General features: G+C 43.4%; 17 protein-coding genes and 1 tRNA gene. 4 read left to right on the top strand and 14 right to left on the bottom strand.

The features are described from left to right. Positions 1-349: 349 nt before the first annotated feature. Positions 350-1,951, bottom strand: a complete 1,602-nt coding sequence (locus ABD772_RS15105; protein ID WP_345106231.1) for a tetratricopeptide repeat protein — start codon at positions 1,949-1,951, stop codon at positions 350-352. 354 nt (positions 1,952-2,305) lie between these two features. Here ABD772_RS15105 and ABD772_RS15100 point away from each other — a divergent pair, with 354 nt between their 5' ends. Beyond that, the gene (locus ABD772_RS15100) at positions 2,306-3,604 is read left to right on the top strand and encodes a DEAD/DEAH box helicase (RefSeq protein ID WP_345106229.1); all 1,299 of its coding nucleotides are present in this window, start codon (positions 2,306-2,308) and stop codon (positions 3,602-3,604) included. Positions 3,605-3,788: 184 nt separating this feature from the next. Here ABD772_RS15100 and ABD772_RS15095 read toward each other — a convergent pair whose 3' ends face one another. The 5 genes from ABD772_RS15095 to ABD772_RS15075 form a co-directional block, all read right to left on the bottom strand. After that, positions 3,789-6,482: a glycoside hydrolase family 78 protein gene (locus ABD772_RS15095; RefSeq protein ID WP_345106226.1), complete on the bottom strand. Its 2,694-nt coding sequence runs from the start codon at positions 6,480-6,482 to the stop codon at positions 3,789-3,791. 108 nt (positions 6,483-6,590) lie between these two features. Further along, the gene (locus ABD772_RS15090; protein ID WP_345106223.1) at positions 6,591-7,445 is read right to left on the bottom strand and encodes an OmpA family protein; all 855 of its coding nucleotides are present in this window, start codon (positions 7,443-7,445) and stop codon (positions 6,591-6,593) included. 234 nt (positions 7,446-7,679) lie between these two features. Beyond that, the gene (locus ABD772_RS15085) at positions 7,680-9,950 is read right to left on the bottom strand and encodes a GH92 family glycosyl hydrolase (RefSeq protein ID WP_345106220.1); all 2,271 of its coding nucleotides are present in this window, start codon (positions 9,948-9,950) and stop codon (positions 7,680-7,682) included. Positions 9,951-10,079: 129 nt separating this feature from the next. Continuing rightward, positions 10,080-10,976, bottom strand: a complete 897-nt coding sequence (locus ABD772_RS15080) for a hypothetical protein (RefSeq protein ID WP_345106217.1) — start codon at positions 10,974-10,976, stop codon at positions 10,080-10,082. Between the two features lie 32 nt (positions 10,977-11,008). Beyond that, positions 11,009-11,596, bottom strand: a complete 588-nt coding sequence (locus tag ABD772_RS15075) for an alpha-ketoglutarate-dependent dioxygenase AlkB family protein (RefSeq protein WP_345106214.1) — start codon at positions 11,594-11,596, stop codon at positions 11,009-11,011. Between the two features lie 115 nt (positions 11,597-11,711). Between ABD772_RS15075 and ABD772_RS15070 the strand changes: the two genes are divergently transcribed. Then, positions 11,712-12,212: a VOC family protein gene (locus ABD772_RS15070; RefSeq protein WP_345106211.1), complete on the top strand. Its 501-nt coding sequence runs from the start codon at positions 11,712-11,714 to the stop codon at positions 12,210-12,212. A gap of 72 nt (positions 12,213-12,284) precedes the next feature. On the opposite strand, the gene ABD772_RS15065 is transcribed toward ABD772_RS15070, so the two are convergent. Then, positions 12,285-12,358, bottom strand: a tRNA-His gene (locus tag ABD772_RS15065). A gap of 118 nt (positions 12,359-12,476) precedes the next feature. On the opposite strand from ABD772_RS15065, the gene ABD772_RS15060 reads away from it, so the two are divergent. Both ABD772_RS15060 and rnhA read left to right on the top strand, forming a co-directional pair. Continuing rightward, a complete protein-coding gene (locus ABD772_RS15060) occupies positions 12,477-14,567 on the top strand; it encodes a heavy metal translocating P-type ATPase (RefSeq protein WP_345106208.1) in 2,091 nt (696 codons plus the stop codon). 59 nt (positions 14,568-14,626) lie between these two features. Continuing rightward, on the top strand, positions 14,627-15,097 hold the full coding sequence (rnhA, locus tag ABD772_RS15055; RefSeq protein ID WP_345106205.1) for a ribonuclease HI: 471 nt from the start codon (positions 14,627-14,629) through the stop codon (positions 15,095-15,097). Positions 15,098-15,186: 89 nt separating this feature from the next. Here the strand turns inward: rnhA and ABD772_RS15050 are convergent, their stop codons facing one another. The 7 genes from ABD772_RS15050 to ABD772_RS15020 form a co-directional block, all read right to left on the bottom strand. Beyond that, positions 15,187-15,714: a metallophosphoesterase family protein gene (locus ABD772_RS15050; protein WP_345106202.1), complete on the bottom strand. Its 528-nt coding sequence runs from the start codon at positions 15,712-15,714 to the stop codon at positions 15,187-15,189. 273 nt (positions 15,715-15,987) lie between these two features. Then, complete coding sequence (locus ABD772_RS15045; RefSeq protein WP_345106198.1) at positions 15,988-16,692, bottom strand: tRNA1(Val) (adenine(37)-N6)-methyltransferase; 705 nt, start codon at positions 16,690-16,692, stop codon at positions 15,988-15,990. Between the two features lie 112 nt (positions 16,693-16,804). After that, positions 16,805-17,194 carry an SMU1112c/YaeR family gloxylase I-like metalloprotein gene (gloA2, locus tag ABD772_RS15040; RefSeq protein ID WP_345106195.1) on the bottom strand — a complete coding sequence of 130 codons (390 nt, stop codon included), beginning with the start codon at positions 17,192-17,194 and terminating at the stop codon, positions 16,805-16,807. Between the two features lie 126 nt (positions 17,195-17,320). Continuing rightward, positions 17,321-19,543: a phosphoribosylformylglycinamidine synthase subunit PurL gene (gene purL, locus ABD772_RS15035; protein ID WP_345106193.1), complete on the bottom strand. Its 2,223-nt coding sequence runs from the start codon at positions 19,541-19,543 to the stop codon at positions 17,321-17,323. 129 nt (positions 19,544-19,672) lie between these two features. Next, complete coding sequence (locus ABD772_RS15030) at positions 19,673-20,503, bottom strand: energy transducer TonB (RefSeq protein WP_345106190.1); 831 nt, start codon at positions 20,501-20,503, stop codon at positions 19,673-19,675. Between the two features lie 256 nt (positions 20,504-20,759). Beyond that, a complete protein-coding gene (locus ABD772_RS15025) occupies positions 20,760-21,800 on the bottom strand; it encodes an outer membrane beta-barrel protein (RefSeq protein WP_345106187.1) in 1,041 nt (346 codons plus the stop codon). A gap of 235 nt (positions 21,801-22,035) precedes the next feature. Then, positions 22,036-23,643 carry an ammonium transporter gene (locus ABD772_RS15020; RefSeq protein ID WP_345106184.1) on the bottom strand — a complete coding sequence of 536 codons (1,608 nt, stop codon included), beginning with the start codon at positions 23,641-23,643 and terminating at the stop codon, positions 22,036-22,038. Positions 23,644-23,877: the final 234 nt, after the last annotated feature.

Raw genomic sequence — 23,877 nt, 5'->3', positions numbered from 1 at the left:
TGTTCTGACAATTCTACTTTAGTTTCTTACCATGCTAAAACCGTACACATAACTTTTACTCCAGCATCTATACCGTTATAGGCAGCCAAAATAAAAATGATTTAACCAAAAAAACCGCGATGAACGCGAACGTCCAATTCACCTTCGCACCTGCCGCATTTTTTTCGTTCTTTAATGGTATGAAGCCTTATTCTTATAAATCAATGATACGTACACGCTGTTAGGCTACGTGTTGGGTTTAATCAATAGTTCAGGCCAAATCTAACTGATGGATATATTAAAACATAATTTAGGGAGTATACAAAAAGGGGACAAACGTAACCATGAACAAAAGCCGAAATTACCCTACTTAAAGCGTATATATGGCTCCTTCGATGCTTAGCTCACCATCCAGTCCCATCTTTTTTCGGAGACGCTGCTTGGCTTTCTTAATACCTTCCGGGGTAATACCCAACATGTTGGCCATCTCTTTATTTGACGATTGCAGCTTGATCAAAGTAAGCAGCCTGACATCCGTTTCAGACAAATTAAGGAAGTTCTTTTTTAAATTGAAAAGAAAGTCGGGGTAAACCTTCATAAATATCTTTTTAAACTCCAGCCAGTTGGTATCGGTCATAATATGGGCCTGCATCAATTGTTCCAGATGCTCTACAACGGTACTATCGGCATTTTTATTTTTTAGCTGATCAATCTGCTCTTTAAAGCTGTCAATTAATTTATTGTTTTTGCGAATATGCTCAGTATAGGTTTGCAGCTTCATGGCTGTGTACTTAAGATCCTGGTCTACCCTGCGCTTTTCAGCTCGCATTAACTCCTTATCCTTACGCGACTTTAATGTTTGTCTGCTATATAACAGCACCAGAATAATCACCAACAAAAACAGGATAATAAATACAGTGTTGCGTTCGCGCACTTGTGCTTTAAGCCGGTTATCTGCAGCCTGTTGCTTACCAATAACGTATTGCATTTTTACCAGCTCTACCGCCGCAATATTATTTTGAACAGCCAGGCTATCTTTAGCTACCTCATATTGCTTGCGAAAGACCAATGCGGCAGCAGGCTGCCCCATTTTATCATAACATTGCGCTTTAAGGTCGTATATATCTGTTTTAATATTTAGTACCGATGTTGCGCTATTTTTTATCAGCAGTTCGGCGGTATCCAGCTGCTTTAAACATTGGGCAATATTATTCTTAGCCAGATTGATCTTTATCAAGCGCAGCAATGCTACGGTGGCGTTATTTTTCTCGCCATATTTTAAAGACTGGGCATAATCAACTTTTATAGCTGGCAGTGCCCTTTTATAATCGCCTAAACCAAAATATACCGAGCCTATGTTGCCTGTGGCTATACCTACCCAAACCGTATCATTGCTTTGCAGAGCCAGTTGTAACGCTTTATTAAAATAGGTTAAAGCCTGCTGATATTGCTGATTGTTACGCCGGATTAACCCAAGCGTGTTAATAATAGTAATTTTGTCGCGGGGGGTGTTTATCGGGTATTTAAGCGCATCCTGCAATTGTATCTCTGCATTGGTATAATTGCCAAGGTGATAATAAAAATCGGCCACCTGGCTGTAGTAAACACTCACATTAGGCACATTGTTAAAGCCTATTTCTTTAAAACCTTCCTGAGCTTTTAGAAAATAAAAGCAGGCCTTGGTGTTATGCTTAAAATTGTAATAAAATAAACCCTCGTGATGAAGATAGATCGCGGCATACAATGGCAGCTTATTATCTGTAGCAAAGTCAATTGCACGTTGATAATAAGCTATACTTTTACTGTTAAATTTTTGGTTTACTGCATAGTAATCAGCTTTCAAGTCAAATACTGCGCTTTCTAAAGCTTTGTCATCAAGCTGGCGGGCTATGGCAGTTAGCCGGTCCAGATGCCCTATAGCTACAACTTCGGGCACACGCCTGAAATTTTTCTTATAAATGCTGGTTGCCATGTAAACCCTTTGTTCGGGCTTTATCCTGCGGAGAGAGTCAAATGGATGTGCGCTTAAATTGTTTATCCCAAGAGTGGCAGCGGATAACCGCAGACAAGCGGCCGTCAACACAAAAAACAGCAAAATGAATGTCCCTGATAATCGGGCCAGCGCACGGGGAAGCACTTTTTTAGAGCGGGGATCCATCTTATTAATTAAAAACTAAAATAACAATTAATCCTTAACCAAAGCATTTCTTTTAATGCAATTATCGGTTTGAATATTCTCATTTAGAGTAAACCTATAAGCAATTTTATTCAATTGGGCTTTTGTAAGATTATAACGGTAATTTTGCGCTCACACTAATGATACATAATGGCAGGATTTGAAAAAATAAAGCTGAGTAAACAATTACAAAGATCGGTAGCAGAAGCGGGCTATAATAGCCCGAAGGATATTCAGCAAAAAACCCTTAACCGTATTATTGGCGGGCAGGATATAATAGCGGTAGGCCCTGAAGGTGCAGGTAAAACTACAACCTATGTACTGGCTGCTTTAAACCGCTTCAATTACGCACCCGAGGGTGTACCCAAGGTATTGATCCTGGTGCCTGAAAAAGATGATGTGTTGGCTGTTATAGCACGGTTCGACAAACTCAACAAAAACAAATCAATTTCCATCGTCGGACTATATGTAACGTCCGGACTGGAGACACAAATGGATGCGCTTGCAGACGGAGCCGACATTGTGGTTGCAACGCCCGACAGAGCAAGGGCCATATACCTGAAACTCGGGCTCAACCTCAACAAAATGGAGTTATTTATTGTCGACGATGCCGACCGCATGCTTAAAAAAGGCATGCAACTACCGATAGTAGAATTGGCCAACAGCATCACAAAAGCTCAACGCCTGGTATTTACCGATGTATTACATACTAAGTTGGAGAAGCTGATTGAACCTTTCATGAATAACCAGGCCATCATCGAGGTGGACGAGTTTGAAGAAACCGGACTCGCGACGCACCAACAATTGCTGTATAATGTATCTAACTTTCTGACTAAGCAAAACTTGCTGAATTTGTTTTTGGCCGATGAGGAAGTATTCACCAGGTCTGCTGTATTTATTAACCAAACGGCTACTGCCGAAAAAATATATCAAAGCCTGCACCACCGGTTGCATGACTCGGTTGGCTATTTAAACCCACCGTTTTTTGACGTTAATGGCTATAAGACGGCTGATGAATTCAGAGCCGACCCTAAAGCGCGCGTAATGCTGGTAAGTACCGAAAGAGGCGACGATGTTGATTTAAAGGGCATACCTTTCCTGATTCATTTCGACATCCCGCAGGATATCGATACCTATATTAAACGAGTAACAAAAACTAACGAGGATGATGAAACCATTGCCCTCATCTTTGCTACCGATATGGATATGAGCCTGGTTAAAAAGATAGAACAGGCTACCGGCAACAAGATGGAACCCTCTGCCCTGCCCGGCGATCTGGTGATAGTAAACGAACCCAGGTCAAAAACAGAACCGACTAAACAGTCGACAAAAAATAACGAACCGGAAACAGGGGCAGCATTTCACGAAAAGAAGCCATCTAACAATAAAAATTACAATTATAGCGCCAGCCGTAAAGCTGAAATGAATAAGAAAAAGAAGCACGGTTAAATGGCAGTTATCCATTTAACCAGATGCGCTGTTATGTTGAGTTTAAAAATCCGGGGCCTTTAAAGGCGGAATTACAGACCTGGCGCACGAAAAAGGTGTCACGCTGAGCACATAGAAGCATAAGGGCAAAACCCTCGCTTTCTTCGAGAGAGCCTCAGAGTGACACCATTTAATATCATTTATTCTATTTCACCACAAACTCATAACTACCCGAGGTAATTTGCAGCCCGTTTGCGGCAGCTACCTCTTTATTGTCCAGGTAAACCTTTTTACCTGCCGGTAACATTACCGTAGCAGTTGAGTTAGCAGGAATAGTCACCGAGTATAATACCGTTTTACCTTTACGTTTCCAGTTGGATATGATCTTGCCATACGGGCCGGTATGTTCTGATTCAAAGTGATCCAGACCTGATACAAAAGCAGGCGCCAGCAATACATTTTTAAAACCCGGGCTGTTAGGGTCTATCATGATACCGCCTATGCCTTTATAGTACCATGCGCCTATCTCGCCAAACATAATGTGATTTAACGACAAATCGCTTTTGGCAAATACATCCCAATTTTCATAAAGTGTGGTGGCGCCGTTTTTAATCCACCAACCCCATGAGGGGAAGGTTTCCTGCGAAGCAATGGCATAAGCAGTCTCGGCGTAACCGTTATCGCTCAGCGCACCTAAAATAGCTTTAGCACCCAGAATACCGGCATCAAGGTGGTTATTATCTTGCTTAACACGCTCGGCCAGGTTGGCGGCAACTTTGGCTTTTAAAGCATCAGGAACAACGCCCCAATAAAGCGGCATGCTCAACTCGGTTTGATAGCCCTGATCATAAATACCGGTAGCGGTATTTAAATACTTAGCGTTGATAGCATTCCTGATCTTTGAAGCGATGGCACTGTAATGAGCTTCGTCTTCGGTACGGCCAAATAGTTTAGCAGCTTTAGCCAATATATTAGCATCGGTATAATAATAGATACTCGACACAAACTCGACCGGCGATTTGGATTTTACCGGCACCCAGTCGCCCAGGCCCCAGGTAGTTAATCCGGTTGGATACAACTCATCAATGTGGTTAACGTAACGTTTTATAGCATCGTAATTATCGTTCAGTGTTTTGCTGTCGCCATAAAACTGGTAAAGGTTCCACGGGATGATAGCCACCGTGCTTGTCCAGTCGGGGCCGTTACCCCACTCGTACCCCCACCCATCTGACGGAATGATCGACGATAAAACACCATTAGGCTGTTGCTCGTCGCGATGGTCGGCCATCCATTTTTCGTAAATGGTTATACCATCAAAACCATATAAACCCGTTTCGCTGGCTATGTGTGCATCCCCTGTCCAGCCGTTCTTTTCACGTTGAGGACAATCGGTTGGGTAGCCATAAAAGTTAGACAGGTAAGATACGTTGGTGGCAGCCCATATTTTGTTCAATGTGGTATTTGATGAATTTATAGTACCAACCGGGGCTACGTCGCTATGCATAAAATAGGCGGTCAGGCTTTCTTTTGTAAGGCTGATTGGCTTATCACTGCTCACCTCAACATATTGAAAACCTTTATAGTTAAAGCGCGGCATAAAGGTCTCCTCGCCTTTTCCACTTAAAATGAATATGTCGGTCTGGAATGGATCCTGATCGTCTGTAGGTCGATAATGCACGTCGATGTTTGATTGATCTGCATGCCCGTCTTTACCCAATTTCTCGGCGTGTTTTAAGCGGATAACCGTACCAGCCTCGCCACTTACGGTAATCTTACTTACGCCGGCAATGTTACGCCCGATGTTAAACAGGTAAGTATGGTCATCAAATTTTTTCATGTCAACTGCCGGAATCGTTTCAATAGCGCGGATAGGCTGCATAGCCTGTGACACAATATTTGCTGAAGGCGCAGGCCTGATGATGGTTGTGCGCCAGTTGCGGCCTTCTTTAAAATTAATGGTATTCCAGCCAGGTTGTTCCAGGCGGGCATCGTAATGTTCGGCGGTGTAAATGCTGTTAAATATGATCGGGCTTGACGATGCTTTCCAGCTTCTGTCAGAGGTAATAGTTTGCACCGTGCCATCTTCGTAAGTTACCCGCAGGTCAAGGCAAAACGTTGGGCGGTTACGCCATGGTGCTTTATGGAAATCCCACACGGCGGTGCTTTGCATATTATACCAGCCATTACCAAGTAAAACCCCTACTGCATTTTTGCCCGACTGTAGTTGTGCAGTAACATCATAAGTAACATACAGGTTTCGGCGGTCAAAACGGGTATACATCGGATCAAGGCGGTGGTTGCCTATTTTTTGTCCGTTGATATATAACTCATACAAACCTGCTACCGCTATATAAGCCCGTGCCGATTTGATTTTTTTCCCCAGCTCAAATACATTTCTGAAATACGGTGTGGGCTTTACTTCTGGGCCTTTGCCATCGCTTATCCAGGTGCCTTTCCAGTTGCTTTTGTCTATCAGCCCGGTTTCAAAACTGGCTATGGGCGATAAAGTTACCGTCCCCCTTTCATCCCACACAGAAACACGCCAAAAATATTTGGTATAAGGCTGTAAGATTTTGCCATCATAACTTACCAGGTTGCTACCCGATTGTACCTTATTAGTTTGCCATGCGTTGGCATGGCCAGTTGCAAGTGCGACAGAATCAGTGCCAACTATTATCTGGTAAGCCGTTTGTAAAGCACCGTGGCGTGCATCGCTCATAATCCAGGTAAAACGCGGATGGATAGCGTCAATACCCAAAGGACTGGTCAGATACTCGCACTTTAATGCTTCGATGGCTTGGGCTTGCGTTGTCGAGGTGCAGCAAATAACGCCGGCCGTAATAAACAGGCGGGCTATATTTTTCGCTGAAAAAAATTTAGCGGATAAAAACTGGTTCATTCTAAAATATTGGTTCGTGCAGCCAATATAGAAAATTAAACCCTGCTTTAAGCAAAAAATGCCCTTGCGGCTAAGCAAAGGCATTTGAGTAATAAAATTATTACGCGTTTATTTTTGAACCGGTTTACCTATCAGGTCCATAAACTGATCAAGTTTTGGTGTGATGATAATTTGGGTACGTCTGTTTTTAGAACGACCGGCGTCTGTAGTATTATCAGCAACCGGATTATATTCGCCACGGCCGCCTGCAGTTAAGCGTTTTGGGTCGACAGCATAGCTATTTTGCAATGCCTGTACTACCGACGAAGCTCTTAAAGCACTTAAGTCCCAGTTATTACGGATGTTGGTTTGCTTTATAGGTACGTTATCGGTATTACCTTCAATCAGCACATCATAATCAGAGTAATCTTTGATGATCTTGGCAATTTTGCTCAAAGTCTCGCCGGCGCGGTCTGAGATCTCATAACTACCTGATTTGTATAACATATTATCAGACAATGAAATATAAACCACACCTTTTAACACCTGTACGTCTACATCCTTTAATTCAGCCTGACTCAATGAGCGGGTCAGGTTGTTGGTTAACACCATATTTAACGAGTCGCTTTTGCTTTTTGCAGCTATTAACTCTTTGATGTATTTGTCAGACGCATTGATCTGGTCGGCAAGTTTTGCAATGTTTACGTTACCCTGGTTATTACCGGCTAAACATTTGTTCAGCGCGTCCTGTAATGCAGCGCGATTTGCTTTTTCTGAAGCTATTTGTTCTTCTAAACTTTTAACCCTTGATTTTGAACCTTCCAACTCTCGTTGAGTAAGGTCGTAACTTTGTTTTAATTCGTTCTGCTTGGTCTGCAAAGTATTGTAGTTATTTTGCAGCTCGGCATACTTTTTATTGCTCACGCAACTCTGCATAAATGCTGCGGCTACAAATAGTATAGGCAATATAATTTTAGTTTTCATGGTAGAGAATGTTTATTAAATAATATTTATCCTAAACAAAACACACGCCAAAAAGTTTCCCTGCCCGCTTGCCGCCTCCTGATTAAGTTCAAAAAGCTGCCTTAATCATATTAAATTGTTACTTATTTATTTTATCCTGATACCTATCAGATAATAATAAAAACATACGTATGTATAACCAAAAAGCGCCCCTCGGTTTCCCGAAAGGCGCTTTTTATTACAAAAATACAAAACTTACATTGGCATTGGCGCAGCCGATGGCGGCGGCGAGTTTATACCCCAGTTTTTATTAGCTACCGGGCCCATTACCAATTCTAACACACCACCGTTAGCAATGTCGCTGTGTTTAAACCAGGGCTGGTTAAGCGGCTTGCCGTTAAGCTTGGCCGACTGTATGTATTTATTAGTAAACGACGCATTTTGCGCTTTGATCTCGAAATATTTGCCGTTACCCAAATTCATCTTTATGTAAGGAAAAGATGGGCTACCGATATTATAGGTTGGCGAACCCGGAGTAACCGGATAAAAGCCCATTTCGCTAAACACCACGAAAGCAGTCATGCCGCCACCATCTTCGTCGCCCGGGATACCCATCAGGTCATTACGGTACCACTCGTCCAACAATGAGCGAATGCGTTTTTGAGTGCGCCATGGCGCGCCCGCATAGTTGTACAGGTACGGAATGTGAAAGGCAGGCTCATTAGCCATTGAGAACATACCAACGTTACCGGTATGGTCTGGCAGCATTGCATAAAAGTCCCATCTTGAAACGGGATAACCGGTATTAAACATATCTTCAAGTGCATCAACAAACTTTTCGTTACCACCTACCAGCTTAACCAGGTCGCCTATGTTGTGTTGTACATCCCAACGATATACGTAACCATTGTTCTCATCATAATACTGACGTGCCCCCGGGCCACCATCCATACGGTAATCAAGCGGCTCAATAAAGTTTCCGTCTTTATCTTTTGGATGGAAGAAACCTGTTTTGGGGTTAAATACATTACGATAGTTGTATGATGCTTTCAGGTAATGATTAGCATCGTCTGTTTTACCCAGATCCTGAGCAATTTGCGACAGGCACCATTCATCATATGAGGTACCTAAGGTAACCGCAACAGGCTGACGCTTTTCGCCGGTTACATTGGCTACTGTTTCTTTCTCGCCCGGTTTCAAGGCCGGTATATAACCATTCTTTTTAAAGAAGTTATCCAGTTCGCCCGATGGCGTATATGACCATGGAAGCAAAGATTTCGTCTCGACAGATGCCTTGCAAGCTGCATAAGCACGGGCCAGGTCAAATCCTCTCAGACCTTTGGCATAAGCATCGGCAACCATGGCTATGCCGTGGTTTGAGTTCATAGCATGATCGTCTCCGCTAACTCCGGGGAACGTCGGGAACCAGCCTTTGCCGGTTTGCTCAGACATCAGGATGTATGAGTTCAGGATATCGTTTTCGCCTTGCTTGTTAATAAGCACCCGTAATGGGTGGGCTGCGCGATAAGTGTCCCAGGTCCAGTCATCAGTTGAGAATGGATGCCCTTCATCGCTATGTACTTTACCGTCAGACGCGCTGAAATAACGGCCATCCTCGCTGATCACGATAGGACGTTCATAAGTGCGGTATAATGAGGTGTAAAATACCGTAGTTGTATTATCGTTAGCTCCTGAAACAGCGATCTTACCCAAAGCTTCATTCCATACCTTACGGCCGGCTTCGGCAACCGCGTTTACATCGAAATTACGAATCTCTCTGTCCAGGTTTTTTTTGGCCTGCTCAACGCTAATTAGCGATATGCCATAACGCATGCCAATTTTTTTTGTACCTGTCGGGTACGACACTACTAGTGATGCTGACACCGGACCGTTCCAACTAACCCCGCTATTACGCGTTGCTGTACCCACTTTTGACGGTGCTACATCAGTCACCGCGTATATATAAAGAGATGTGTTGTTGCCAATATCCTGGTGTCCGCTAATAACACTACCGCTTGCTTTCAACTCGCCGCGACGGCAATTAAATACCAGGTATGGCGCGCCCGGTTTTTCGAACGTAATACTATAAACTGCACTTTGGTGCGATGGCGCAAAATCTGTAGCTATATTAGCCTCATCCAGGTACTCTTTGTAACGGTAAGGCGTAATTTTTTCCTGATCATAGCTCAGCGTGATTGTTGGTTTAATACCGCTCTCACTACCTTGATAGGGATAAAAATTAAAGCTTGACTCTGAGCGGTGGTGCGTAACAATTAACGGCAATCCGCCAATGCGGTTAGTGGTATAATCGTGACGTACCGGAAAAACGCGCATCATGCTGTTAGGTAAATGCGTTGTTGGATAAGTTGGCACCAGCATATGGCTGATGTTACCAATATTTGGATTGACAAAGTCGACCGGCTCTTTGGCAGTTGCCTTTTTAGGCTTCGGTGCATCGATTGCATACGATGCCGAGAACATACCCACTACCCCCGCCAGGGCCAATAAGTGTTTAGCTTTCATCATGAAAATAAAGTTTTATGAATTGGTATTTTATTCAACGTAAAGAAACAAAAAATACGCTGAAAACCAATCGGTATTTATTAAATGAATTAAGCTTGTTACTGAGACTAATTGATAGTTGTGTTACGACAATTACATTTTGGCAGCTGCAGGTATGGTATTTTTATCGACAGTTATTTGGGTAATCTCTCCGCCATCTGCGCCGGCGGTTACATCGACTTTGCTGTAATTGTACACAGCCCCTAACTTACCATCCTTAGTGGCTAATAAACTAAGCGCACCGTAATTATTAAGCGTTTGCGACTCTCCATTTGACCAATTTATGTGCGATGTTGCGCCTTCATTATCAATATAACATTGCTTACCATCTGATGTCCAGACGGCATATCGGCCATTGTTACTTGCAGCTATTAAACCAGTACCTTTAGAATCAATAACAAATGAAGCTTTACCGCTGGTGATCATTACCTGATAACTTCCATCCCAGTTGATTAGCGCCGCTATATTGCCTTTACACTCAAGCTTAAAACCGGCGCCATAGATTGTTTTTACCTCGGCCTGGGTTTTATTGAAAGAGATTAAGTATTCCCCGCCGTTACTTGATGGATCAACCGGATTAGCGTCTGATAATTTATAAAATACAGCACTTATTCCGCCGGCTTTTACCATGATCAGGTCGCTCTCATCGATAATGGTTGATTGCGTACCGTCCTGGAGAGTAACAGTTTTAACGTTACCTGCTTTAGCTATACTTATTTTGTAAGTGGTAGTATCTTTTTTATTTGCCTCTTTAACGGCACGTTCATCGCCGCTGTTATCGCAATAAGTAATTTCAGTAAGGTTACCGACAACTGACGCCGTACCCACCTCGCCCATCGAGCCGTGAAAACTACTGGCCGATTTAAACCCCTGCTCAAATACCTTATTTGTACTAAGCGGCATTTTTACGATGACCTGTTTTGTTTCTGTTTGGGCCTGCGATTGGATTGTCAAAACAAGCAGAGCTGACATGATAAGGTATTTCATCATATAGGTTTATGTGCTAAATATAGCAAGTATCGCTAAATAACCAACCTGAACGTCAAATTCACTCTCGCTTTCATAGGCCTGGTCGACTTTGAAATACGATGTTCCCAGTGCTCCTGCAAGCCGGCTTTCATCAGGAGGAATGAGCCATGTTCAAGTTTAATTGAATAACGTTCTTTATGATCGGTCTTATTGCGTATATCAAAGCAGCGCACCTGTCCAAAGCTAACAGAAGCAATCACAGGCTGGCTGCCCATGATACTCTCCTTATCACTGTGCCAGGCTACCGAGTCATTGCCATCACGGTAATAATTGAGCAATACACTGTTAAAAGTTATACCCACCAGTGGTTCCACAATTTCGCGAATGGCTTGTAGTTCCGGCGTCCATGGCAAGGTGCCGGCAATGCGCGCAGTTTCGCCATACCAGCAGGTCAGCCGTGGTGTTAAGTATTCTTTCTCCCACAATTTCTGCCTGGTTTGCTTCCAGGGTGTTTCGCGGATAAATTTTGCTAATAAGGTATCGCTTTCGGTTTGGTTAAATAAACCAGCCCTATAATCCAACAGATGTGTTGGTATCCCTTTGCTTTGTCCTGCCTCCGAAAATAATGCTAACTGTTCCACTGTTTCCTCCTTCGCGCTACATGCAGCTACATAAACATCACCTACAAATATACTAAAATTTTTAGCATACTATTAATTACTGATATTTCTTACCTTTAAGTTAAAAACGCATATCATGAAAAAATTTACTTTAATGGGCTTGCTTTGTGCGGCCTTTGTATTGGGCTACGGTTTTAGCCGTTTAACCAACCCGGTTAACAGCGGCCCACGGGTGACGGGTATCGGCGGTATTTTTTTTAGAGCGAAAGACCCGGCGACGCTGAAAGCCTGGTATAGCAAGAACCTGGGCATCCGCATGACGGCCTACGGGTCGACGTTTGAATGGCATCAGGGCATAGACAGCACCAAAAAGGGCTTTACTGCCTGGGCGGCCTTCAAGGAAAGCACTAAATACTTTGAGCCTTCTGATAAGCAATTCATGATCAATTACCGTGTAGAGGGTTTAGATCAGCTTTTGGCCCAAATGAAAGCGGGGGGTATACTGCCGGTTGACAGCGTGCAAAAAACAAGCTATGGCAACTTTGTACACCTGATGGACCCGGAGGGCAACAAAATTGAATTATGGGAACCCAATGATGTGGAATATGCCAAAATGGGTAGTGTGACTACCAAATAAGCAACGGTATCTGTTAGTCTGCTGTAGTTAGGCTGAGAACAAAAAAGCCCCTCATTTTCATGAGAGGCTTTGGGTAAATGATGGGGCTCGAACCCACGACCCTCGGTACCACAAACCGATGCTCTAACCAACTGAGCTACATCTACCGTGTTGGGAGTGCAAATGTATAAATTTGAGTAGTAAAATCAACATAAAATTTAAAATTACAATTTGCTTACCCTAATATTTAGAACGGCTCTAAATAATGAAGTAGCTTTGTATACCATGGCAGAACAACTGATTGAACTGAACGTAACTGGGATGCACTGTAATAATTGTGCCCTGTCTATACATAAATTACTGGAAAAGAAAGGCTTGCAAAATATATTGGTTGATTTTGCCGGCGAAGAGGTAAAATTCAGCAACGAAAGCAATGTTGAGCTTCCTGACATTATAAAAAGCATAGAACAATTAGGCTTTAAGGTAGTGGACGACCCTGCGCTGCATGAACCAAGGTTTTATGAAAAGATAGAGAATAAGTTTTTATTCTGCGCCATTTTTACGGTTCCGCTGCTTTTACATATGATTTTCCAGTGGCATGTGCTGCATATGCCTATGGTGCAGTTGCTGCTTTGCCTGCCTGTTTTTATTGTAGGATGTCTGCACTTTGGTAAAAGCGCCTGGCATTCGTTAAAAGCCGGTATACCCAATATGGACGTGCTGATTTTTATCGGCTCTGCCTCGGCATTTATTTACAGTTTGGTAGGAACAATTCAAAACCTGGGCGAGCAATACCAGTTTTACGAAACCTGCGCCACTATCATTACCCTGGTATTACTAGGTAATGTGTTCGAGAAACGCTCCGTTAATCAAACTACATCGGCAGTAAAAGACCTGGTAAAAATACAACAGGTAAATGCCAATCGCATTATTGATGGCACTGTCGAAGTGATCAGTGCGCGTGAGGTAAAGCCGGGCGATACGCTGATCGTCAATCACGGCGATAAAGTACCGGTTGACGGCGATATTTTAGAAGGCGACGCCTCTGTAGATGAATCCATGCTTACTGGCGAAAGTATCCCCGTTGATAAGGTTAGGTATGACAAGGTAATTGGCGGAACCATTGTAGTACACGGTAACTTCAGGATGATTGCTACTAAAACCGGCTCAAATACGGTACTATCTCAAATTATAGAGCTAATGAAAAAAGCGCAGGCCGCCAAACCCCCTGTACAAAAACTGGGCGATAAAGTAGCTGCTATATTTGTGCCTGCAGTGATAGTGATTGCGTTGCTCACTTTTGTGCTTACTTATTTTTTGAGCGACAAAGGTTTGCAGCAATCGCTCATGAACGCCATTGCAGTGTTGGTCATCTCCTGCCCTTGCGCCATGGGTCTGGCTACACCGACAGCAGTAATGGTAGGCTTAGGTCGTGCAGCTAAGAGTGGTATCCTGATAAAAGGCGGCGATACCATTGAGGCTGTTATCGATACAAAGTACATCGTTTTCGATAAAACAGGCACGCTCACCACCGGTAAGTTCCGTATTGAAGATATTAAAATTGAGGGTGACAGCACTATACAACAAGTGCGTGGCGTAATCGTAGCTATTGAAGAACGCTCTAACCACCCTATCGCCAAATCGCTGGTGCATGAGTTAAAAAGCTTGCAGCAAGATAAAGTGATCTTAAAAGCGGTTTCTGAAGAAAAAGGACTGGGTATGCGTGCCGAAGATGTGGAAGGCAATCATTATTTTTTGGGCAATGGCAAATCTGTTAACGATGGAAACTTCAATATATCGCTTTACAAAAATCAATCATTGCTGGCGCAGATAGCAGTCGACGACACTATCAAACCCGAAGCAGCTGCACTCATTGCCCAACTAAAAGCGATGGGCGTTGTGCCGGTGTTGCTAAGTGGCGACCGTGAAAACCGTTGCCTTAAAGTAGCCAAAGCCATCGGCATTGACGAGGTACACGGCGAAAAACTACCTGACGAAAAATTAACCATCATCGACATCTATAAACAAAAAGGAAAAACCGTAATGATTGGCGATGGGATTAATGACGCTCCTGCCCTAACCAAAGCCGATGTGGGCGTTTCTATGAATGATGCCAGTCAGATCGCTATCCAGTCGGCACGTGTTATCTTGCTGAATACCGACTTGCACTCGGTAGTTAAATTTCTGCAGATCAGCAAACATACATTACTCACTATCAAACAAAACCTGTTCTGGGCATTTGCTTATAACGTGGTAGCTATTCCGGTTGCTGCGCTTGGATTTTTAAATCCGATGGTTGGTGCCTTTACCATGGCATTCTCGGATGTGGTAGTTATAGGTAATTCCATTCGTCTAAAAAGCAAGCGCCTCGATTAATTTTTATATTTTTGGCGCCATACCTATGGAACTATCGACCATAGGCACGGACTAAAATTATGATCGAAATTTATACAGACGGTGCTTCAAGTGGTAACCCGGGCCCGGGTGGATATGGCGTAATATTGCGATCGGGTCCGCATTACAAAGAACTTTCTGAAGGATTTCGAAAAACGACAAATAACCGCATGGAGCTGCTGGCGGTTATCAAAGGACTGGAAGCACTCCATAAACCCAACCAGGACGTCACCATCTTTTCCGACTCCAAATACGTTATAGATGCCATTGAAAAACGCTGGGTATACAGCTGGCTGCAAAAGGGGTTCAAAGACAAAAAGAATAAAGACCTTTGGCTGCGCTACCTGGAGATAAGCAAGCTGCATAATGTAAAATTTGTTTGGGTACGCGGCCACAACGGACATCCGGAAAACGAGCGTTGCGATGAACTGGCGGTAGCCGCCGGTAAGCGCAAAGACTTGCTGATCGATTCAGTATTTGAGATGGAAGCGAGTAAGCCGGGGATGTTGTAATACCCAATTTCGTCATGCCGAACTTGTTTGGGCGCTCCACATGCCAAGCAAATTCTGTAGCTTGTCAGAAATAACAAGGCTGGTAACGTTTATTCCTCTCCCTCCATCATTTTCGACGGCGACTTGTTCACACCCAACTCAATTACCTGCAAATCCTGGATCTTAGCACCGTCAATACTGAACCGCATTAGCGTACGTACTTTTTGCCAACCTTGTTTACCGGCAGCGCCGGGATTAAGGTGCAGGCAATTGATCTTCTTATCAAAGATCACTTTCAAAATATGTGAGTGGCCTGAGATAAACAATTGAGGCGGATTAGCATAAATTTCATTCCGGATGCGCAGATCGTATCTATCCGGATAGCCGCCTATATGGGTCATCCAGACGTCCACGTCCTCACACTTAAACCGCAGGTTTTCGGGATATTGCTGGCGTATCTCTTTACCATCGATATTACCATAAACGCCTCGTAGTGGTTTAAAGGCGGTCAACTTATCAACCAGGGCCATATTCCCAAAATCGCCGGCATGCCATATTTCGTCGCACCTTTCAAAGTGCTTAAAAACTGCATCGTCAAGGTAGCTGTGCGTATCAGAAATCAAACCAATTTTAACCATCACACGTGCATGCTGGTAATCACCATATAAATAACGAAACAGCCGGATATTACAAGGTTGGTTATATATTTTTTTTTGATGGTCAGGAATAAAGAAGCACCAGTAAAAACCAGCAAGGTGAAAGCATGTGTCAAAAGTATTTTTTCTATTAATGGCAGAGTTTCCTTATGTAAACGCGCATGTGCATGTAGCATATAAACCCGGTACGAATCAAAAGAAAACACCGTGTCAATAAACAGAAATGCAGTTAAAATGATAGACAATATTTTCATCCTAAAAATTTATAAAATATGGCTTTAGCTTATGTTTATAATCACTATGATATATTCCCTTCTCTTCGTAGATTACAAAATTACTTACTTCGGCATCAACTTTATTAAAACCGAAACTCAATATTTCACGATGCGGTCCGGAAGTCCGGAATGATTTAATTTCTATCCTTTGATTTAAATGCAGCCCATAGACGGTTATCAGGCTGTTTATTAATTCGGCTGTATTTACCGGTAATATCAGCCAAAGTAAACCAATTTCGGTTAAGTGTTCTGTCGCCGACTTTATCAATCGCTCAAAAAAATCAACGTCGGTATGTTTCGCTAATTTTTTCTTTTCGCCAGGAGACTGCAACGAATTAATATAAAATGGAGGATTAGATACAATCAAATCATATTTCTTCTGTGGCTGATCTTTAAAAAAATCCTCAAAGTCACCGGCGTATAAATCCAATCTTTCCACAAAAGGCGAATTGGCAAAATTCTGTCTGGCAGTTGCCGCAGCCAATTCATCGATCTCAACAGCATCAATTTTCGCTTCAGGAAACCGTTGCGCCAGCATTAAGGCTATTACTCCGGTGCCTGTACCAATGTCCAGGATAGTTTTCGGTTGTTTTGCTCCAGCCAATACACCCAATAAAACGCCATCTGTATTGATCTTCATGGCGCAGTTAGTTTGATCGACGGTAAATTGTTTGAAGCGGAACATATTTTTCTAATCTGTTATTGCGAGCGGTAGCGTGGCAATAGCGAAGCAGCTCGGTTAGCCGTCCTACTTGCGATTGCCACGCTCGTTCGTCGCTCGCAATGACAGTCCTGCGTTATTTCTCATAAAACTCTATGGGCAACCCGTCGGGATCGGCAAAAAAAGTAAAACGCTTGCCGGTAAACTCATCTACACGAATAGGCTCAACCTCTACGCCATCCGCAGTTATTGCGACTATAGCTTCACCAATATTGTCAACCTCAAAAGCTAAATGCCGCAAGCCGGCAGCTTCTGGTCTTGACGGACGCTTGGCCGGGTCAGGAAAAGAAAAAAGCTCGATCTGGTATTGGTTGCCCACTGCCAGATCAAGCTTGTATGATTTGCGCTCCGCGCGATAATTTTCGGCGATGATCTTGAAACCAAGTATCTGCGTATAAAAATGCTTTGATCTTTCATAATCAGAGCAGATAATAGCAATATGATGTACCCGGTTAATCTTTAACATAAAATCGACTCGCTTTTATATTTTAAACCTTGTCATTCTGAGCATAACGAAAAATCATCTCTTGAACGAAGTGAAAAATCTTAAACTTGCATACCGCCCGGCGGATTCAAATTCGCGTCTGGTTATCTATTCCCCCAGTATGCTATGCAATACGTTATCGTAAACCAATTTAACATCAGTTATATGGCCGAACGACTGCTCATCGACATTCATATAACCATTGCTAACCGTACCCAGCAAGCTGAATTCAACCTCACTGGTTGCCATCATTTCGATGAAACGTTCCTGGTCGGCCGGAGCAACGCTCACCACCACCCTACCCTGCGCTTCGCCAAACAGGAAGGCATCTTTACGAATGCCGGCATCCGAAGAAATTTCAAATCCCAATTTATTTGGTAATGCCGCTTCAACCAGCGTAATGAATAGTCCGCCGTCAGCAACATCATGTGCCGACTGAATAACTTTATGCTGGATAAGTTGCTTAACCACCTGGTGCATGGCATATTCTTTCTCCAGGTCAAAATACGGTGCCGGAGCAGCCAGAACTTTATGCCATGAAGCTAAATACTGCGACGATGCGATATCATTTACAGACTCGCCAATAAGGTAAACCAAATCGTCAGGCTGTTTAAAATCTGATGTCATGATGTTTGATATATCGTCCATCACACCCAGCATACCAATAGTAGGTGTCGGGAATACCGGCCCGTCGTCGGTCGACTGGTTATAAAAACTTACGTTACCACCTGTTACCGGGGTCTCAAATTTGGTACAGGCTTCGCCCATACCTTTTATAGCACCCACAAACTGCCAGTACACTTCAGGAACGTAAGGATTACCAAAGTTTAAACAGTTGGTAATGGCTACCGGTTCGCCACCTGCGCACGTAATGTTACGAGCGGCCTCTGCAACGGCTATAGCGGTACCTTTTTGCGGATCGGCGTAAACATAACGGGAGTTACAATCTACCGTTATCACAATGGCTTTATTGGTGCCGATAACATTTACTACAGCAGCGTCACTCGGGCGGTTTGTAGTCATTGTTGATACACCTACCATTGAGTCATATTGATCGCTAACCCACCGTTTTGATGCAATATTTGGATGAGATATTAAATGCTCGGCTACATCAACCAAATTTTCAGGCTCGGCAATATCTTCTATTTTAAATTTTTGATTTTCGGCAAAGTAAGCAGGCTCTTTATACTCGCGCTCATAAACCGGGGCGCCGCCGCCTAACACCAGGTCATCCGCCGGTACATCGGCAACCAGTTTCCCACCTGCGTAATATTCTAAGCGTTTGGTATCGGTGACCTCGCCAATGATAGCGCAGTTCAGATCCCATTTATCAAATACAGCTTCTACTTCTTTTTCGCGGCCTTTGTGTACCACGATCAGCATTCGCTCCTGCGATTCTGATAACAGGATCTCGAAAGGTTTCATGTTTTCCTGGCGGGTTGGCACAGCATCTAAATTGATGCGCATACCATGCTCGCCTTTGGCAGACATTTCAGAGTTTGAGCAGATAATACCTGCCGCGCCCATGTCTTGCATACCCACTACCGCACCGGTTTTTATCACCTCTAAAGTAGCTTCTAATAATAATTTCTCCTGGAATGGGTCGCCCACCTGTACGGCAGGCAAATCGTTTACAGAATCTTCAGTAATATTTTTTGAGGCAAACGCAGCGCCGTGAATACCATCTTTACCGGTAGCCGAGCCAACGATATAAACCGGGTTACCCACGCCATACGATGTTGCAGAAACCGTTTCACCGGCCTTAACAATACCCGCCGAAAAAGCGTTAACCAATGGATTGATGTTGTAGCAATCGTCAAAAAACAACTCGCCACCTACGGTTGGTATACCAAAAGCGTTACCATAATGGCTGATACCTTTAACAACGCCTTTAATTAACCATTTAGTTTTGTCCAGCGTGATGTCGCCAAAACGCAGCGAGTTTAGCTGCGCGATAGGTCGGGCACCCATAGTGAAAATATCACGGTTAATACCGCCTACGCCGGTTGCCGCACCCTGATAAGGTTCCAAAGCTGAGGGGTGGTTGTGCGATTCGATCTTAAAAGCGCAGCCAATACCATCGCCAAGATCAACAAGGCCCGCATTCTCCTCGCCTGCTTTGGCCAGCATACGCGGACCATCTTTAGGCAAAGTTTTTAGCCAGGTAATTGAGTTTTTGTAAGAACAATGCTCGCTCCACATTACCGAGAAAATTGACAGCTCGGTAAAGTTGGGCACACGGCCTAATATTTCAATAATGCGTTCGTATTCTGTTGGGAGTAAGCCTAAATTTTTGGCGGTTTCAACGGTGGTAAGTTCCTGGGTCTCCAATGTTGTATTATTTTTTTGAAAGGATGCCCAAAAGTAGAAAAATCAGCCGAAAGGTGAAAGGAAAACTGGTTAAAAGCGTAAAGCCGGATGCAGCAATAGGCTGCGTCCGGCTTTACAGGGGTCAATACCTTAATTACTCAAGGTAAATACAACCGGTAAGGTCAACTGCACACGCACCGCCCGACCATTTTGCATCCCGGGTTTCCAGGGCTTAGCCAGTTTTAAAACGCGGACCGCCTCCTCTTCTGTTCCAAATCCAGGCCCGCGTTCTACTTTTACGTTTGATATATGTCCGTCTTTTTCGATAATAAAGGTTACAAATACTTTTCCGCTTACCTCATTTTCCATGGCTTTATCAGGGTAGTGTATGTTTGATTGCAGAAACCTGGCCCATGCTGCGTCGCCACCTACAGGCTGGGGCATAACTTCTACTGCTGTAAAGGGTTCATTGGTTGTACTTTCGCTATCACCTGCTCCGGTGCCGATCCCGCTTTTATTTGAGCCGTCGCCTGTGCTAATGCCGGCAACGCCAGTTTTAATATCAGCCTGACCCACGGATCCTTTAAGATCTTCTATTTTCGGCGGCTCAACCGCAATTGGGTCAGGCGTAACAACCATCGGCACAAACCTTGTAGTGTTAATTGGTATTGATGCCGCAGCGGCAGGTTTCGGAGCCTCAACTTTCGGTTTAGGCGGCTGTACCTTCGGTGCCGGCGGAATCTTATAGACTTGCAACTCTGTGTTAACCATCCTCATTGGGTTGGTTATAGGTTTTGGCTTTATAATGATACCAATAACACCTACCAATACCGCCACACTAAAAACACCGATAACAAAAGATTTTAATACCGTTTCTGAATGGTGCTGACGGATGTAGTAAGCACCGTATTCTTTGTTGCGTTTAGCAAATACAAGCTCGAGCCACTCGGACTTGCACAAATTAAAGTTTGAGATAAGCATAGTGATTAAAAGTTAAAGTTTAATAATATAACGCCGGGAAATCATTAGTTGTTGCAACATTATTGCTTTTTGATAATTTTGCAACAGTATTGCATCTAAATATTTAAGCTTATATTTTTAATCCTGTTCTTTAATCACTTTTATTAAATTAATGCAATTTTGTTGCGATTAATAATGCGACAATATCAGCCTAAAAACAAAAACTGCCCCGCTTTCAGCGAGACAGCCCCTTTTTTAAACAATTTTATAACATTTCTTAAAATGCGTATACCGCAGCTACAAGAAACTGAGATGCAGTTTTGGTTGGCGCGCCATTACTGTCAGTAAAAATTTGATTTTTGCCATTGTCTAATCTCACCTCCGGAATAAAAGTAAGCGGACCTGATTTAACGTTAGCAGTTAATGTAAACGCGGTAATACTGCTGCTTGGGGTAGTACCATTATCTTTAATGTTAAAGTACTCGCCCCTTAAGCCAAGGGTAACAGCTTTTGATACAGCTAACTGCGGATACAATGCAACACCATCATAACCACCTTTACCGGCGCCGTTTGAGGCGGTATAGTTAGCGGCGTTTAAACCTAATTTGAAGGCGCTGGTTATTTGGTAAGCTGTAGTTAAATCTAACACAGTTCCAGAAGTTGGTGTGGTGTTGTTAGAAGTTAATACGTTTAAATAAGCTGTCCATCCCGTAACCGGAGCAATCATTAATTGTGCACCAAAGGCACCGATATTATGTACAGCAGTATAAACATTCCACTGGTCGTTAAAGGCACCAACCATTAAACTTACCGCCGGAGAGAAAGTGTACGTTGCTTTGACACCTGCGTTTTGGAATGGGCCATAAGTAAACAGATATGAGGTGGAGTAGTTGAAGTTTGCCACCGGCGATATCACCTCATAACCAATAAATGTGCTCATATAGCCGCCGGTTAAGTTGAATTTATCGGTCACATCATAAGAAACATATAAGTTTTGAATATGATAGAACTGACCTGTAGGGCTGGTTGGTAATGACTGCTCCTGCCCTCTCGGGCCAAAAGATATCTCGCCAACAAAAGCTGCCTTATTAACTTTCTTTTTAACAGCCAGGTCAAGCATACCTATTGAAAATGAATTATGATCGCTGGCAAAACTGGTACCGATGTTTTTGTGGCCGGACAGATCATATTTATAATATACATCTGCCGAGCCGGAGATCAGCAGCGGCGCATCGCTGGTCGTTTTTACGGTATCCTGCGCTTTTGAAGCCAGGCTAAATGCAGATACACCAAGTAATAATAGTAATAGTTTTTTCATAATTAATTTGATAAGTGTTAATAGATAATTTGTTGTGTTTTATTGCTTGTTAAAATTTAATATCGGCACACACTATGCAGCGGCCTGTCCGTTTGTAGTCGTTTAATTATTTATTGACAATCGCATTATCTCACAGCCATTACCTGTGCTATTAATCAGATTATAACAAACCCCTGTGCGGCCGTTAACAGCGTGGCATTAACAGCCGCACAGGGGTAAATCTCATTTCAAATCATTAAGCGGTTACTTTAGCGCCATTGTCGAAAAGGCCGCTTAAGCTGATATCTTCATCGGTATCGGGATATACTTCGGTACCATGATCGAAGATGTCGATGCCGCCTACACCAAGCTCGCCGTGTTCTTCAACACGCAGTCTCCATGGGTGGGGCAGCATATTAATGAACGTCATCATTAAGTAAGCCACAACAAATACTGCAATAGCAATTGTAAATGTGCCTATGGCCTGCGCTTCTAAAACGCTTGTACCACCACCATAAAATAAACCGGTTACCGGAGCGCTGTTATCCGGGCCGGTAACACCAGTTACACCATATTGGCCGCAGGCAAATAAGCCCAATGATAAAGTCCCCCATATACCGCACACGCCATGCACTGATACCGCACCAACCGGATCGTCGATACGTAACCACTCCACAAAGTTCATAGCTAAATAGATCAGAAAACCCGCTACAGCTCCTAAGGCTAAGGCACCGAGCGGGCTAACCCAATAACAAGGACAGGTGATAGCAACCAGGCCACCCAATAAACCATTCAGGGTGTAACCCAAATCAAATTTACCCCTAGTTTTGCCCCACCATAGACCAGCTAACATAGCCATCATACCACCAGCGCAAGCGGCCAGTGTAGTGTTGGCAGCAACACGGCCTATACCTTGTACGTCCATACCTGACAAGGTGCTGCCGGGGTTAAAGCCGTACCAGCCAAACCATAAAATAAAAGTACCGATGGCGGCCAGCGCCATGTTGTGTCCCGGTGGCATTCCCCCTTTTTCTTTATCATCGCGGGCGAAAATTCTACCCAAACGTGGCCCTAATACTATTGCACCGGCCAATGAGGCCACACCACCAATAGTATGCACTACTGTTGAACCCGCAAAATCTCGGAAACTCTGGCCTAATGCTGGCAGGAAGTGACCGGCAGACCCCATGGTAACCAAGAAACCATCAGGCCCCCAGGCCCAGTGACCGATAATGGGGTAAATAAAACCGGTGATACCGATACTATATAGAATATCGCCACGGAAGCTGGTACGACCAATCATTGCACCCGATACGATAGTCGAGCAGGTATCAGCAAATGCATATTGGAAGATCCAGTGCGCCAGGATTGGCACACCATAAGCTTCATAAGTAGCAGGAGTATTTTGAAGAAAGAACCAATTTTTACCGTCGGCACCGCCCCATCCTATAAATCCGTTGCCGTGTCCAAACATGAAAGCGTAGCCCACAGCATAAAATAAAATTCCGCAAAGGCAGGTATCATAAATACATTCCATTAATACATTCACGGTTTCACGCTTACGGGCGAACCCGGCCTCAAGCATTACAAAGCCGGCCTGCATGCCAAATACCAGGAATGCCGCAACCAGTGTCCAAACTGTATTAATTGAATTAACGATCGAAGTTTCCAGTTCTGTAGGTTTTGCGGCATCAGCGGCGTGTGCTGCCGTTGGCAATAAGCCGGGCACCGTAAACATTGCTGCCACTACCAAGCCTAAGCCAATCATCTTTCCAGTTAAAATGGTTGCTCCAAGCGCCCATTTCTCCCGCGTTAATCCGCGCAAGGCGCTAAGCAGGGTAAGTTTTGGTGTTTTTACTTTCATTTTTGTTGTTGATTTGGATAATTAGTTAAATGTGATTCGTTTTTCTTCTATAATTAATAAGAATTATTGCATTTTTTGACATTAACTATTAGCAAATATTACTTTACAATAACACTTAATTAATATTTCAATAAAATTATATACACAAATCATAAAAAACAATATTTGTATCAAAAAAATATACTAAAAAGCCAAATTTTTATAAAAAATCTAAAACTTGATATATATTTAAGT

This window comes from Mucilaginibacter panaciglaebae (assembly GCF_039539265.1).
Taxonomy (GTDB): Bacteria; Bacteroidota; Bacteroidia; order Sphingobacteriales; family Sphingobacteriaceae; genus Mucilaginibacter; species Mucilaginibacter panaciglaebae.
The sequence above is the reverse complement of the archived record's forward strand: the minus strand, read 5'-3'. Positions and strand labels throughout refer to the sequence as shown.

What these genes read in the sequence shown, in the direction of transcription:
- rnhA (WP_345106205.1), top strand. Translation starts at nt 14,627, where the DNA reads ATGATCGAAATTTATACAGACGGTGCTTCAAGTGGTAACCCGGGCCCG.
- ABD772_RS15100 (WP_345106229.1), top strand. Translation starts at nt 2,306, where the DNA reads ATGGCAGGATTTGAAAAAATAAAGCTGAGTAAACAATTACAAAGATCG.
- ABD772_RS15080 (WP_345106217.1), bottom strand. Translation starts at nt 10,976, where the DNA reads ATGATGAAATACCTTATCATGTCAGCTCTGCTTGTTTTGACAATCCAA.
- ABD772_RS15105 (WP_345106231.1), bottom strand. Translation starts at nt 1,951, where the DNA reads ATGGCAACCAGCATTTATAAGAAAAATTTCAGGCGTGTGCCCGAAGTT.
- ABD772_RS15085 (WP_345106220.1), bottom strand. Translation starts at nt 9,950, where the DNA reads ATGATGAAAGCTAAACACTTATTGGCCCTGGCGGGGGTAGTGGGTATG.
- ABD772_RS15070 (WP_345106211.1), top strand. Translation starts at nt 11,712, where the DNA reads ATGAAAAAATTTACTTTAATGGGCTTGCTTTGTGCGGCCTTTGTATTG.
- ABD772_RS15095 (WP_345106226.1), bottom strand. Translation starts at nt 6,482, where the DNA reads ATGAACCAGTTTTTATCCGCTAAATTTTTTTCAGCGAAAAATATAGCC.
- ABD772_RS15020 (WP_345106184.1), bottom strand. Translation starts at nt 23,643, where the DNA reads ATGAAAGTAAAAACACCAAAACTTACCCTGCTTAGCGCCTTGCGCGGA.
- ABD772_RS15050 (WP_345106202.1), bottom strand. Translation starts at nt 15,714, where the DNA reads ATGGTTAAAATTGGTTTGATTTCTGATACGCACAGCTACCTTGACGAT.
- ABD772_RS15030 (WP_345106190.1), bottom strand. Translation starts at nt 20,503, where the DNA reads ATGCTTATCTCAAACTTTAATTTGTGCAAGTCCGAGTGGCTCGAGCTT.
- ABD772_RS15090 (WP_345106223.1), bottom strand. Translation starts at nt 7,445, where the DNA reads ATGAAAACTAAAATTATATTGCCTATACTATTTGTAGCCGCAGCATTT.
- ABD772_RS15045 (WP_345106198.1), bottom strand. Translation starts at nt 16,692, where the DNA reads ATGTTCCGCTTCAAACAATTTACCGTCGATCAAACTAACTGCGCCATG.
- ABD772_RS15060 (WP_345106208.1), top strand. Translation starts at nt 12,477, where the DNA reads ATGGCAGAACAACTGATTGAACTGAACGTAACTGGGATGCACTGTAAT.
- gloA2 (WP_345106195.1), bottom strand. Translation starts at nt 17,194, where the DNA reads ATGTTAAAGATTAACCGGGTACATCATATTGCTATTATCTGCTCTGAT.
- ABD772_RS15025 (WP_345106187.1), bottom strand. Translation starts at nt 21,800, where the DNA reads ATGAAAAAACTATTACTATTATTACTTGGTGTATCTGCATTTAGCCTG.